The organism is Pantoea phytostimulans (assembly GCF_046118715.1).
Classification (GTDB): domain Bacteria; phylum Pseudomonadota; class Gammaproteobacteria; order Enterobacterales; family Enterobacteriaceae; genus Pantoea; species Pantoea phytostimulans.
On sequence record NZ_CP173698.1, the window covers coordinates 2,117,839 to 2,130,353 of the forward strand.

Consider the following 12,515-nt stretch of genomic DNA (forward strand, 5'->3'; position numbering starts at 1 on the left):
CAGACTCAACACGTATAATACCCGCGTTTTTTCTGTTGTTATCAGGTGGGATTATGGCGCTGTTGATCACGGCCAAATGCATTAACTGCGATATGTGCGAACCGGAATGCCCGAATCAGGCCATTTCGTTGGGTGATATGATTTATGAAATTGATGTCAGCCGCTGTACAGAATGCGTTGGACATTATGATGTACCCACTTGCCAGAGCGTCTGCCCTATCGATAACACAATTATTATCGATCCACAGCACACCGAATCACGCGATGCGCTGTGGGAAAAGTTTGTCGAGCTGCACGGCTAACTTTCGATGATTACCGTGGCGCAAGCATAATGACGCTCATCTGCCAGCGTGACATGCACAGCGTTTACGCCCAGCCGCTGAGCCACTTCGGCAGCATGCTGAAAAAAGCGTAAACCTGGCTTACCCAGGTCATCGTTGTACACTTCAAACTGGTTGAAGGCTAAACCACCGCGAATACCGGTGCCAAAAGCCTTCGCTGCCGCTTCTTTCACCGCAAACCGCTTTGCCAAAAAGCGTACAGGCTGCTGATGCGCCTGATACTGCTGCCATTCTGCTTCACTCAACACGCGACGCGCTAAACGATCGCCAGAGCGTTCAATCACTCCCGCGATACGCTCAATTTCTACGATATCGGTGCCCAGCCCGAGAATAGCCATTAGCGACGCGCTTCTCTCAGCAACTGCTTCATCTCTTTTACTGCGTCTGGCAGACCGCTCATGACAGCGCGTCCAATGATCGCATGACCAATGTTCAGCTCGTGCATTTCCGGCAGCGCAGCAATCGGCAGTACGTTGTGATAAGTCAGACCATGACCGGCGTTTACTTTCAAACCGAGGCTGGCGGCAAAAGTCGCAGCCTTGCGAATACGTGCGAGTTCAGCCTCACGCGCTAAACCTTCTGGCGCTTCGGCGTAGGCACCGGTGTGAATCTCAATATAAGGTGCGCCGCTGGTAACGGCTGCTTCGATTTGACGATGATCGGCATCGATAAACAGTGAAACCAGAATACCGGCTTCGCTCAGCAGCTTAACTGCCGCATTGAGTTTGTCTTGCTGGCCCGCCACATCCAGCCCCCCTTCCGTCGTCACTTCCTGACGTTTTTCTGGAACGAGGCAGCAGAATTGCGGTTTGATTTCGCAGGCAATGCCGATCATTTCATCCGTGACGGCCATTTCCAGATTCATGCGCGTCTGAATGGTATCACGCAGAATACGGACGTCGCGATCGGTGATATGACGGCGATCTTCGCGCAGATGAACAGTAATTCCATCCGCACCCGCTTGCTCGGCAATAAATGCTGCCTGCACCGGATCGGGGTAATGAGTGCCACGCGCGTTACGTACCGTGGCGATATGATCAATGTTGACCCCTAATAGCAACTCAGCCATGACAATCCTCAGTTCTTTAACGTCGAAATTATGAGTGTAACGTGTTGCAAGCCATAAGCGGTATGACCAGCGCTATTCACTCGCCGCGTCGGGTTTCTTTTTCGGCACAAACTGGCGAAACAGTTCCTGACTTTTTAATGGCTTGCCCCCTAAATAGGGTTTCAGCGCCATGCGAGTAAAACGTTTAGCGGCACGTAAGCACGCCGCGTCGGGGAATTCACGCTCACACAACGCACGCAACTCTCGCCCGGTAAAGCTGCGCTGATTCACGACCAAACTGGCGATAAATCCCTTCTCTTCGCGATAACTGTAGGTCATTGCATCAGCAACAGGTTCGCCGCTACCGGCACAATGCAGGAAGTCCACCCCATAACCAAGATGGCCCAACATCGCCAATTCAAAGCGACGTAACGCCGGCTCCGGCGAGCCGCTGCTAGCAGCCAGTTCCTGAAGACAATTGAGATAATCGAAAAAGAGTTCCGAGAAGGGAATTTCCTGCTCCAGCACGCGAGACAGCAGCTCGTTGACGTACAGGCCGCAGTAGAGCGTGGTGCCGTTTAACGGTAAAGCCAGCGACACGGCTTCTGCATTGCGCAGCGTTTTGACCTCGCCACGCCCACTCCAGCGAACTAACAGCGGTGTAAACGGCTGCAACGCACCTTTAAGCTGTGAACGCCGGGAGCGTGCGCCTTTGGCAAGGACACGCACCCGGCCCTGACTCTCGCTAAACAGATCGAGCAGCAGGCTGGTCTCGCTGAAAGGGCGACTATGCAGCACAAAGGCGCGTTGCCAGCCTTCCATCGGATTAGAGATCGTCTACATAACCCAGGCTACGCAGCGCACGTTCGTCGTCTGCCCAACCCGATTTCACCTTCACCCACAGTTCGAGATGCACTTTTGATTCAAACATGTCTTCCATGTCTTTACGTGCTTCGATACCAATGGTTTTGATTTTGGCGCCTTTGTTACCGATCACCATCTTCTTCTGCCCTTCACGTTCGACCAGAATCAGACCATTGATGTCATAACCGCCACGTTCATTAGAGACGAAGCGTTCAATCTCAACGGTGACCGAATAAGGCAGCTCAGCACCCAAGAAACGCATCAGCTTTTCACGAATGATCTCAGATGCCATAAAGCGCTGTGAGCGATCGGTGATGTAATCTTCCGGGAAATGATGCTCAGCGGGCTTGAGGTGCTTGCGGCAAATTGCGGCAATGGTATCGACGTTTTTACCGCTTTCTGCAGAGATCGGTACGATATCCATGAAGTTCATCTGTTCGCTAAGGAACTTCAGATGCGGCAGCAGAATGCTTTTATCCTGAACGTTGTCGACCTTGTTTATAGCAAGCAGTACCGGCACTTTGCCGTCGCGCAGCTTGTTCAACACCATTTCATCATCTGGTGTCCAGCGCGTGCCTTCTACAACAAAAATCACCAGCTCAACATCGCCGATTGAGCTGCTGGCTGCACGGTTCATCAGGCGGTTAATCGCGCGCTTCTCTTCCATGTGCAAGCCCGGCGTATCGACGTAAATCGCCTGATAAGCGCCTTCGGTATGAATACCCATAATGCGGTGGCGCGTGGTCTGCGGCTTACGCGAGGTGATCGACACCTTCTGCCCCAGCAACTGGTTCAGTAAAGTGGATTTGCCGACGTTGGGTCGGCCTACAATTGCGACGAAGCCGCAATAGGTAACGTGTTCGCTCATTCGAGTCCTAACTTAATCAGCGCTTGTTCAGCGGCTGCTTGTTCTGCTTTACGGCGGCTGGAGCCTACGCCCACTACCGGTTCGGCCATGCCACTCACCTGACAGTGAATGGTGAATTCCTGATCGTGGGCTTCGCCACGCACCTGCACCACTAAATAACTTGGTAGCGGCAGATGACGACCTTGCAAATACTCTTGCAGGCGCGTTTTAGGGTCTTTTTGTTTGTCGCCAGGGCTGATTTCGTCCAGGCGCGTCTGATACCAGTCAAGGATCAGTTGTTCCACCGTCTGGATACTACTGTCGAGGAAGATACCGCCAATCAGCGCTTCCACCGTATCCGCGAGGATGGATTCGCGACGGAAACCGCCGCTTTTCAGTTCACCCGGGCCCAAACGCAGGCATTCGCCAAGATCGAACTCTCGTGCCATCTCAGCCAGCGTATTACCGCGTACCAACGTGGCACGCATGCGACTCATGTCACCTTCATCTACCCGCGGGAAGCGGTGATAAAGTGCATTTGCAATCACATAGCTGAGAATAGAATCGCCAAGAAACTCAAGACGCTCGTTATGTTTACTGCTTGCGCTACGGTGTGTGAGCGCTTGCTGTAACAATTCCGGATGAATAAAAGTGTAGCCCAGTTTGCGCTGAAGCTTGTTAATCAAGATGGGGTTCATGCGATTCCAGTTCTTTTTTGCGTCTGTGACTCTGCATACCAAACAGGGCTGAGATTCCAACACATTCTGTTTGGTGTGCAGTGGCCTCCCGCTGGAGGCCACTTGATTGCCTGAGGATCAGGCGATTACTGTCAGTGAATGCCGCCAATTCGACTGAGTCGAACACCGGTTGGCCACTGACCTTCTTGTTTATCAAAACTCATCCAGATAGCGACCGCTTTACCGACCAGATTGCGTTCTGGGACAAAGCCCCAGTAGCGGCTGTCGGCGCTGTTATCACGGTTATCGCCCATCATGAAATATTGCCCTTGCGGCACCACCCAACTTGACTGTGGATGGCCTGGCTGCTGGTAATACATCCCCGCCTGACTTTGTGCTTCGTTCACCAGCAGAATGTCATGAGTAACATTACCCAGCGTCTCTTTACGTGTACCCAGGCGCAAACCGCCGCGCATGTTCTCACCCTGAGGGACTTGGTAGAAACCATTACCGGCTTCGTTACCATCAAACCCGCTGAAGGTCTGAATAAAGCTGCTTGGTGCCACATCGGTATAAGTCACCGGCAACGCAGTCGTACAAGCTTTATCCTGGTTGCAGTTCGGATTCACCGTCAGTGTTTTACTGTAAGGATCGTAAGTGACTTTGTCGCCAGGCAAGCCAATAACACGTTTGATATAGTCCAGGCTTGGATCTTTCGGGTATTTGAATACCGCGATGTCACCACGCTTTGGCTGACCAGTGGGAATGAGTGTGGTTTGCGTAATGGGATCTTTAATGCCATATGCGAACTTCTCAACCACAATAAAATCACCAATCAACAGCGTTGGCATCATTGATCCAGACGGAATCTGGAACGGTTCGTAGATAAACGAACGCACAATGAACACCACCGCAAGAACGGGGAAAACGGACGCTGCCGTTTCAATCCAACCGGGCTGCGGCGACACTTTTGCCAGCGTTTTGCTGTCCAGCGTGTTACCTGTCTGTGCTTGCGCTGCGGCTTGTTGGGCACGACGTGCAGGCGCCCATTTGAACCGATCGATACACCAGATAATGCCTGTAATCAGTGTTGCTATCGCCAGAATCAGGGCGAACATATTAGCCATTGTAAGTCCTTATTTGCTGTCCTTACCGACATGCAGAATGGCAAGGAACGCTTCCTGCGGCAGCTCAACGTTACCGACCTGCTTCATTCGCTTCTTACCGTCTTTCTGCTTCTGCAACAGTTTCTTCTTACGGCTAACGTCACCGCCATAACACTTGGCGAGAACGTTTTTACGCAGCTGTTTAACTGTTGAGCGAGCAATGATGTGGTTGCCAATCGCCGCCTGAATTGCAATATCGAACTGCTGACGTGGGATGAGTTCTTTCATTTTCTCAACCAGTTCACGTCCACGATACGGTGCATTTTCATTATGGGTGATGAGCGCAAGCGCATCTACACGTTCAGAGTTGATCAGAACGTCGACGCGCACCATGTTAGAGGCTTGAAAACGTTTAAAGTTATAATCCAACGAGGCATAGCCGCGTGACGTCGATTTCAATCGGTCAAAGAAGTCGAGAACCACTTCAGCCATTGGAATGTCATACGTCAGCGCAACCTGATTGCCATGGTAAACCATGTTGGTTTGCACGCCACGCTTCTCGATGCATAGCGTAATGACGTTGCCCAGATATTCCTGAGGCAGCAGCATATGACACTCTGCAATCGGTTCACGCAGTTCTTGAATATTGTTCAGTGGCGGCAGCTTGGATGGGCTGTCGACATAGATCACTTCACCACCGGTGGTTTCGACTTCATAGACCACTGTTGGTGCGGTGGTGATCAGATCGAGATCGTATTCACGCTCCAGACGTTCCTGGATGATTTCCATGTGCAGCAAACCGAGGAAGCCACAGCGGAAACCGAAGCCTAGCGCGGTAGAGCTTTCTGGCTCATAAAACAGAGAAGCATCGTTCAGGCTGAGTTTACCCAACGCGTCACGGAAAGCTTCGTAATCATCAGAGCTGATTGGGAATAAACCCGCGTAGACCTGCGGCTTCACTTTTTTGAAGCCTGGCAATGCTTTATCCGCTGGGTTACGTGCGCCAGTTAAAGTATCGCCTACGGGTGCGCCAAGAATGTCTTTAATCGCACAGACTAACCAGCCTACTTCACCGCAGTTTAACTGCGTGCGATCAACCTGCTTCGGCGTAAAGATGCCAAGGCGATCGGCATTGTAAACCTGCCCCGTACTCAGAACTTTGATCTTGTCGCCTTTGCGCATGGTGCCGTTCTTAACACGCACCAGTGACACCACGCCAAGATAGTTGTCGAACCAGGAATCGATGATCAACGCCTGAAGCGGCGCATCAGGATCACCTTCCGGTGCTGGAATATCACGTACCAGTCGCTCAAGCACTTCGGGTACGCCAACGCCGGTTTTAGCCGAGCAGCGAACCGCATCAGTGGCATCGATACCGATAATATCTTCGATTTCTTGCGCCGCACGATCGGGGTCGGCCGCTGGCAAGTCAATTTTGTTTAGGACCGGCACCACTTCCAGATCCATCTCAATCGCTGTGTAACAGTTAGCCAGGGTTTGCGCTTCTACACCCTGCCCGGCGTCCACCACCAGCAATGCCCCTTCACAGGCAGCCAATGAGCGAGAAACTTCATAAGAGAAGTCAACGTGTCCCGGAGTATCGATGAAATTGAGCTGGTAAGTTTCGCCGTCTAACGCTTTATAATCGAGGGTTACGCTTTGCGCTTTGATAGTAATACCGCGCTCGCGTTCTAGGTCCATGGAATCCAGAACCTGCGCAGCCATTTCGCGATCGGTTAAGCCACCACAAATTTGAATCAGGCGGTCAGAGAGCGTCGATTTGCCGTGGTCAATGTGCGCGATGATGGAGAAATTTCGGATGTGCTTCATTTATATGAATATCTTCACGTAGAAAATCAGTTGAAAACCTGAGCACAGACACATTCAGGAAGATCGCTCTTTACCCACAATCCTGTCAGCCTCATTAATGACGACGCATATTACACTGTTAAGGCCGCGCATAAAAGAATGGAACGTGATGGAATCACAACAGATTGTGGCGAGAGGGGACATGACGAAGGCCGCGAGCTATGCGGCCTGGATGAGGATCACGCTTCGCTTTCAACGCGCAGCGCATCAGGCGGTAAAGCGATATTGAGTATTACAGGCTGGAAGGCTTCGCGGTCACCAAATTTCATCGACACACCTTTTGCCACAATAAAACCGCCAATGCCGCCTAATAAGGCCCCACTCGCTGCCGCAAGATCACTATTAAATAGCGCCTGAAATAGGCCAGCAAGAAGGAAAAGGCCAAACAGCGGTGTCATATATACCAGTAACGCTGAACCGAGCAGACTGCTTTCTTTTATACCCAATTCAATACGTTGGCCCGGTTCCAGCGGTTTGCTGCTGGCGATCTGCATGACATGAGCATTCTTTGGGCCAAGCTTGTTAAGCATATGGCTGCCGCAACCTTTACGCGCTGAGCAGCTACTACAGGAGGTTTTCGCCTCAGTATGCAACGTTGCGATACCATCCTGCCATGCCACCACGGTGGCCCATTCTCTCATCATTTTTGTGACCCTAAATCGATGCTGTCCGCAATGCGTTTTGCCGTCGTAGGCGGTAACTCGCCGACGACCGTTATCTCACTATTATTACGCAAAACGGTTTGTACGGTACGACGTCCAGTGCGCAATGTCTGGGTCGTGCTGCTTTTATCGGCTGAGGTAACGTTAATGGCAAAACTGAACAGGCCGTCACTGTAAAGCCGTGATTCGACGCTTTTGTTCATTGCCGGGATGTCACGACGATTTTGGGACACAAGCGCCATGCCCGCTGGAATCCAGGAAGGCTGCCACGTCAGCGTCGCTTTATCGCCTTTCGGCACGGAGAGTGATGGCGGTAAATTCGCTTTCTCCAGCCCTTGCATCAGATTACGTACGCCTTCATCAACAGCAAAACTGATTACCCTGAATTGCTCAAGCGTTTCGCCATCACGGTCCAGTAAATCAATTCGCAGCGGCAACTTAGTATCCACGTCCAGCCAGACTACATAGCTGTAGCGCGTGCCGTCGCGCGAAACAATGCGCAGTACATCGCACATTTGATCGGCGATACGAGAACGACCAACAGTAATGAAATCGTAAGCGCTGCTAAGTTTTGAGAAGTCGGCGAAAATCAGTGACGGTAACGCATCAATGATGTGATTACCTGGCAGAGAGAAAGGATCAAGGCCGGGCTCAAAATAGCTAATATCGTTACCGCGCTGAATAATTTCACGGCGCGGTCCATCCATCTGCAATAGCTGAGCGAAAACGCGGTTATCAATCACGGCATGACGATAACGCAGCGATTCAATACCGATGCGAGAAACGTTGATATAGGCGAATTCGTAGTTGAGGTTCTGGCTTGCCTGCTCCATCTGTTGTAACAACGCCCCAGACGCAGAGGTTTGCGCTGGGGCGGTAGATGACCAAAGCAGGCTGCCTGCCAGCAGGCTAACGGCACACCAAAGCTGCTTCATTACTGCTGCTGAATTCCTAAGGATTGAGTTCCGGGAACATTGGTTTGCGCTTGTTTAGGCGCGTCAGTTTCAAACTGCAGTTGATCAGCGTGCAAACGACGCTGCAATTCATAATCCTGCAGCATGGCATTAACGCGACGACGCTGATCCTGAACCTGTTGATTAGCGCTGTTGGTATCAAATGCATCAGACGGCACACCTAAACTGACGGGTGATGCCTTGCCCATCATAGGCAGCGTATTGAATACCGGCGAATCTGAAGATTCAACGCTGCTGCTTCCAGGCTGATTGTAATGCTGAACACCCACAATCACAGCCAGAGAAACACAAGCTGCAACGCCGACCTGGGTTAACTGTGCAGCCCACGGACGCATCTTGTGCCAGAACGGCATTTTTTCCCAGCGAGACGGTTCTGGCTGCGCTTCAGGAATCAACGTAGTGATTTTACGCAGCGGCTCTTTTTCGATGGCAGCAGCTACGCGTGCAGAGATATCAAAATGCAGGACATCGCCAACATCGCCACGCATTGTGTCGCGAATCAGATGGTAGCTTTCCCAGCTTTTCTGTAGCTCAGCATCCTTTGATAACGCCGAAAAAAGTTCGTTATCAAGGGTTTCACCATCCATTAAAGCGGAAAGTTTTTCTTTCTGCATGCCTAAGTACCCTTCCAGTAGCCGTTATCACTGACGTTGGATAAGCGGTTGAACCTTATTATCAATAGCCTCTCGTGCACGGAAGATACGCGAACGTACGGTACCTACCGGACAATCCATGATGGCGGCAATTTCTTCATAACTTAGCCCATCCAGTTCCCTGAGGGTGATTGCCATACGCAAATCCTCAGGAAGCGCCTCAATGGTACGAAAGACAATTTGCTTCAGTTCTTCTGACAACATTAAGTTCTCAGGGTTCGAAATTTCTTTCAGTGCACCTGCACTTTCAAAGTTTTCCGCATCAATTGCATCCACATCACTAGAAGGTGGACGACGCCCCTGAGCAACTAAGTAATTTTTAGCGGTATTGACCGCAATTCGATACAGCCAAGTATAAAAAGCACTATCGCCACGGAACGAGTCCAGTGCGCGGTAAGCTTTAATGAAAGACTCCTGAACTACGTCAGGCACGTCCCCTGAGGGAACATAGCGTGAAACCAGGCTCGCCACTTTATGCTGGTAACGAATAACCAGTAAGTTGAAAGCCTTTTGATCTCCCTTCTGAACCCGCTCAACGAGAACCTGATCCGTTAACTGCTCGCTCATCCGAGGTAATGTCTCCCCAAATTCATTTCTAATGCGTAAAGGAACTGCCAGCACATCTCATTGTTCTGAGCAAGCATGCGCTTAGAGTCATGATATGGCGTAAAGTTCACTTATCGCCCTGATTATTACCGCTCCGCTGCAGATCATGCAGCTTGTTGTTTATCGTTCAATGTAAGGAGCGCAAATCGCTGGCAGAGTAACCCATGACAACGGCTTTTTCATCTTTAAATCCTTACCCACATCTATGTTTGGTATAAAAAACACTTTTTAAACCATGCGTGTACTAACTCGCTGATAAGAAACTATATATTTTAAAAAGGAGATTTTAGAGTCGATAATTTGTTCAAAATACTTCACAGAAATCGACATAAAGCTTATGCTCGGCCCATCCTTGTTTAGTAAATTAAACACTATGAAAACTCACTCACTTCCAGATTATCAGTGCGATGTCATGATCGTAGGCAGTGGCGCTGCAGGCTTATCCCTGGCGCTGCGTTTAGCTCAGCAGTACAACGTCACCGTATTGAGCAAAGCGCAGGTGAATGAAGGGTCTACGCTGTATGCTCAGGGCGGCATTGCCGCAGTCTTTGATGAAAATGACAGTATCGATTCTCATATTGAAGATACATTAATTGCTGGCGCAGGATTATGTGACCGCAACGCGGTCTCGTTTATCGCCAACAATGCCCGTCATTGTGTGCAATGGCTGATTGATAATGGCGTTGCCTTTGATCTCGATCCGCAGGCTGCAGGTGATATGCGTTACCACCTGACCCAAGAAGGCGGGCACAGCCACCGCCGCATTTTACATAGCGCTGATGCTACCGGACGTGAAGTCGAAACGACTTTAGTTAGCCAGGCGCTAAACCATCCTAATATTCGCATACTCGAACGTACCAATGCCGTTGACCTCATACTTTCCGATAAACTTGGCTTGCCAGGGCCACGTCGGGTCGTAGGTGCCTGGATTTGGAACCGTAATCGCGAACAAGTTGAAACCTGCTGCGCACGAGCGGTGGTTCTGGCGACAGGTGGCGCAGCAAAAGTCTATCAATACACGACTAACCCAGATATTGCTTCTGGCGATGGCATTGCCATGGCCTGGCGCGCCGGTAGCCGCGTGGCTAACCTTGAATTCAATCAGTTTCACCCGACCTGCTTGTTTCATCCACAAGCGCAAAATTTTTTGCTCACAGAAGCGCTGCGCGGTGAAGGTGCTCGACTGGTTCGTGCAGATGGCACTCGTTTTATGCCTGACTTTGATCAGCGCGGAGAATTAGCGCCGCGTGATGTGGTGGCACGCGCAATCGATCATGAAATGAAGCGATTAGGCGTAGATTGTATGTATCTTGATATAAGCCATCAGCCTGAAGAGTTTATCCGCGCTCATTTTCCCATGATTTATGAGAAGTTGCTGACCTTCGGTTTTGACTTAACTAAAGACCCCATACCGGTAGTACCGGCGGCGCATTACACATGCGGCGGCGTCATGGTTGACCAACAAGGTCGTACCGATGTAAACGGCTTATATGCTATCGGTGAAGTCAGTTATACCGGCTTACACGGCGCTAACCGCATGGCCTCAAACTCGTTGCTGGAATGTCTGGTTTATGGCTGGTCTGCAGCGGAAGATTTAATCCGTACGCTGCCTGAAATTAGCCTCGTGGATACGTTGCCAGCGTGGGATGAAAGTCGAGTGGACGACGCCGACGAGCGCGTTGTGATTCAACACAACTGGCATGAATTACGGTTATTTATGTGGGATTACATGGGGATTGTCCGTTCCACTAAACGGCTGGAGCGAGCGCTTCGCCGCATTAATTTGCTGCAGCAAGAAATTAATGAATATTACGCTCACTTCCGGCTATCCAATAACTTATTAGAGTTACGTAATCTGGTGCAGGTCGCGGATCTCATGGTGCGCTGTGCGTTGGAGCGAAAAGAGAGCCGCGGCCTGCACTTCACTCTCGATTACCCTGATCTACTGCCGGAAGCCTTGCCAACGATACTGGCTCCCGATGCTTACATAAACAAATAGAAGTCACGCGTTAAGCCGCACCAATCTTCTGAGTAATGGGTGTCCTTAGCGCGGATAGCGAGGCGTTCAAGTAACGTTTCGCCTGGGCTGGGCGAAAAAGCGAGCAGTACACGATGTGGCGGACGTTCTGCGTATTCCGCCACGTCAAGGCGGAAACGTAAATGCCAGCCATCAGCCAGCGCTAACGCGCTAAAGTCTTGCCCCACCGTTTCTGGCAGCACTACACAAAAAAAGCCATCTTCTTCGATGAGTAACGCTGCGCTACGCAATAATGTTTGATGATCGAGCGTCGCGGTCGAGCGCGCACTGTCACGTTCGGGACTTGAGCACGCAATGCCAGGCGCAAAATAAGGTGGATTACTGACGATTAATGAATAACGTTGATCGCTGTTTTCAGCCCACGAGGCAATATCTTGCGGGTGAACATGAATGCGTGTTGACCAGGGTGACGGTTGAATATTTTCGCGTGCTTGCTGTGCCGCCTGGCTATCCAGTTCAACCGCATCAATATGAACGGTTTCCGGCGTGCGTTGAGCCAGCATCAGCGCAATAAGTCCGCTTCCGCTACCGATATCTAAAATGCGTTTTACATTGGCAATGGGCGACCATGCACCTAATAAAATGCCATCAGTGCCCACTTTCATTGCACAGCGATCGTGTGCAACAAAAAACTGTTTAAAGGTAAAACCATTCTTTTTTAACTGGGGCCGCCCAGGCGGTTTGTCCTGCATCATTCTCTGCTACCATTGATTTTTCTGCCGTACGACAGCGCATCAGTGTAACGTGACGTGTAGTGGAATTCACGTAACAGACGATGCCGGACGCAGAGGATGCGGATTAACAGATGAAGATTATGTTTGATCTGTCTA

14 protein-coding genes are annotated in these 12,515 nt (G+C 50.7%); 2 read left to right on the top strand and 12 right to left on the bottom strand.

The features are described 5' to 3' along the window. The first annotated feature begins 53 nt into the window (after positions 1 to 53). Positions 54 to 302 (top strand): YfhL family 4Fe-4S dicluster ferredoxin, encoded by a 249-nt coding sequence (locus ACF2G4_RS09785; protein ID WP_215845845.1) that lies wholly within the window; start codon positions 54 to 56, stop codon positions 300 to 302. Here the strand turns inward: ACF2G4_RS09785 and acpS are convergent. The 11 genes from acpS to rpoE form a co-directional block, all read right to left on the bottom strand. Beyond that, the gene (acpS, locus tag ACF2G4_RS09790) at positions 299 to 679 is read right to left on the bottom strand and encodes a holo-ACP synthase (RefSeq protein ID WP_243077387.1); all 381 of its coding nucleotides are present in this window, start codon (positions 677 to 679) and stop codon (positions 299 to 301) included. The two genes, ACF2G4_RS09785 and acpS, sit on opposite strands and share 4 nt — an antisense overlap. Further along, complete coding sequence (gene pdxJ, locus ACF2G4_RS09795; RefSeq protein WP_243077386.1) at positions 679 to 1,410, bottom strand: pyridoxine 5'-phosphate synthase; 732 nt, start codon at positions 1,408 to 1,410, stop codon at positions 679 to 681. Before pdxJ ends, acpS begins: the two co-directional genes overlap by 1 nt. Before the next feature lie 72 nt (positions 1,411 to 1,482). Continuing rightward, on the bottom strand, positions 1,483 to 2,211 hold the full coding sequence (recO, locus tag ACF2G4_RS09800) for a DNA repair protein RecO (RefSeq protein WP_243077385.1): 729 nt from the start codon (positions 2,209 to 2,211) through the stop codon (positions 1,483 to 1,485). Between the two features lie 4 nt (positions 2,212 to 2,215). After that, the gene (gene era / locus ACF2G4_RS09805) at positions 2,216 to 3,121 is read right to left on the bottom strand and encodes a GTPase Era (protein ID WP_215845842.1); all 906 of its coding nucleotides are present in this window, start codon (positions 3,119 to 3,121) and stop codon (positions 2,216 to 2,218) included. Further along, complete coding sequence (gene rnc / locus ACF2G4_RS09810; RefSeq protein ID WP_215845841.1) at positions 3,118 to 3,798, bottom strand: ribonuclease III; 681 nt, start codon at positions 3,796 to 3,798, stop codon at positions 3,118 to 3,120. Before rnc ends, era begins: the two co-directional genes overlap by 4 nt. A 131-nt stretch (positions 3,799 to 3,929) precedes the next feature. Beyond that, positions 3,930 to 4,904: a signal peptidase I gene (gene lepB / locus ACF2G4_RS09815; RefSeq protein ID WP_215845840.1), complete on the bottom strand. Its 975-nt coding sequence runs from the start codon at positions 4,902 to 4,904 to the stop codon at positions 3,930 to 3,932. Between the two features lie 9 nt (positions 4,905 to 4,913). Continuing rightward, entirely contained in the window at positions 4,914 to 6,713 is a 1,800-nt protein-coding gene (lepA, locus tag ACF2G4_RS09820; RefSeq protein ID WP_243077383.1) for a translation elongation factor 4, read from the bottom strand. Positions 6,714 to 6,931: 218 nt separating this feature from the next. Beyond that, positions 6,932 to 7,396, bottom strand: coding sequence for a SoxR-reducing system protein RseC (gene rseC / locus ACF2G4_RS09825; RefSeq protein ID WP_215845839.1), 465 nt, complete (start codon positions 7,394 to 7,396; stop codon positions 6,932 to 6,934). Beyond that, the gene (gene rseB / locus ACF2G4_RS09830) at positions 7,393 to 8,349 is read right to left on the bottom strand and encodes a sigma-E factor regulatory protein RseB (RefSeq protein ID WP_215845838.1); all 957 of its coding nucleotides are present in this window, start codon (positions 8,347 to 8,349) and stop codon (positions 7,393 to 7,395) included. Before rseB ends, rseC begins: the two co-directional genes overlap by 4 nt. Next, on the bottom strand, positions 8,349 to 9,002 hold the full coding sequence (gene rseA / locus ACF2G4_RS09835; RefSeq protein WP_409074751.1) for an anti-sigma-E factor RseA: 654 nt from the start codon (positions 9,000 to 9,002) through the stop codon (positions 8,349 to 8,351). Before rseA ends, rseB begins: the two co-directional genes overlap by 1 nt. Before the next feature lie 27 nt (positions 9,003 to 9,029). Further along, positions 9,030 to 9,608, bottom strand: a complete 579-nt coding sequence (gene rpoE, locus ACF2G4_RS09840; protein ID WP_243077381.1) for an RNA polymerase sigma factor RpoE — start codon at positions 9,606 to 9,608, stop codon at positions 9,030 to 9,032. Positions 9,609 to 9,984: 376 nt separating this feature from the next. Here rpoE and nadB point away from each other — a divergent pair, with 376 nt between their 5' ends. Further along, the gene (gene nadB / locus ACF2G4_RS09845; RefSeq protein ID WP_243077380.1) at positions 9,985 to 11,646 is read left to right on the top strand and encodes an L-aspartate oxidase; all 1,662 of its coding nucleotides are present in this window, start codon (positions 9,985 to 9,987) and stop codon (positions 11,644 to 11,646) included. Here nadB and trmN read toward each other — a convergent pair. Further along, entirely contained in the window at positions 11,631 to 12,380 is a 750-nt protein-coding gene (gene trmN, locus ACF2G4_RS09850) for a tRNA(1)(Val) (adenine(37)-N(6))-methyltransferase TrmN (RefSeq protein WP_409074752.1), read from the bottom strand. The two genes, nadB and trmN, sit on opposite strands and share 16 nt — an antisense overlap. Positions 12,381 to 12,515: the final 135 nt, after the last annotated feature.

Bases quoted from the DNA above. Each gene is read 5' to 3' on its own strand.
- rseC (WP_215845839.1), bottom strand. From the start codon at position 7,396: ATGATGAGAGAATGGGCCACCGTGGTGGCATGGCAGGATGGTATCGCA.
- acpS (WP_243077387.1), bottom strand. From the start codon at position 679: ATGGCTATTCTCGGGCTGGGCACCGATATCGTAGAAATTGAGCGTATC.
- nadB (WP_243077380.1), top strand. From the start codon at position 9,985: ATGCTCGGCCCATCCTTGTTTAGTAAATTAAACACTATGAAAACTCAC.
- recO (WP_243077385.1), bottom strand. From the start codon at position 2,211: ATGGAAGGCTGGCAACGCGCCTTTGTGCTGCATAGTCGCCCTTTCAGC.
- rseA (WP_409074751.1), bottom strand. From the start codon at position 9,002: ATGCAGAAAGAAAAACTTTCCGCTTTAATGGATGGTGAAACCCTTGAT.
- rpoE (WP_243077381.1), bottom strand. From the start codon at position 9,608: ATGAGCGAGCAGTTAACGGATCAGGTTCTCGTTGAGCGGGTTCAGAAG.
- rnc (WP_215845841.1), bottom strand. From the start codon at position 3,798: ATGAACCCCATCTTGATTAACAAGCTTCAGCGCAAACTGGGCTACACT.
- lepA (WP_243077383.1), bottom strand. From the start codon at position 6,713: ATGAAGCACATCCGAAATTTCTCCATCATCGCGCACATTGACCACGGC.
- era (WP_215845842.1), bottom strand. From the start codon at position 3,121: ATGAGCGAACACGTTACCTATTGCGGCTTCGTCGCAATTGTAGGCCGA.
- rseB (WP_215845838.1), bottom strand. From the start codon at position 8,349: ATGAAGCAGCTTTGGTGTGCCGTTAGCCTGCTGGCAGGCAGCCTGCTT.
- ACF2G4_RS09785 (WP_215845845.1), top strand. From the start codon at position 54: ATGGCGCTGTTGATCACGGCCAAATGCATTAACTGCGATATGTGCGAA.
- trmN (WP_409074752.1), bottom strand. From the start codon at position 12,380: ATGATGCAGGACAAACCGCCTGGGCGGCCCCAGTTAAAAAAGAATGGT.
- pdxJ (WP_243077386.1), bottom strand. From the start codon at position 1,410: ATGGCTGAGTTGCTATTAGGGGTCAACATTGATCATATCGCCACGGTA.
- lepB (WP_215845840.1), bottom strand. From the start codon at position 4,904: ATGGCTAATATGTTCGCCCTGATTCTGGCGATAGCAACACTGATTACA.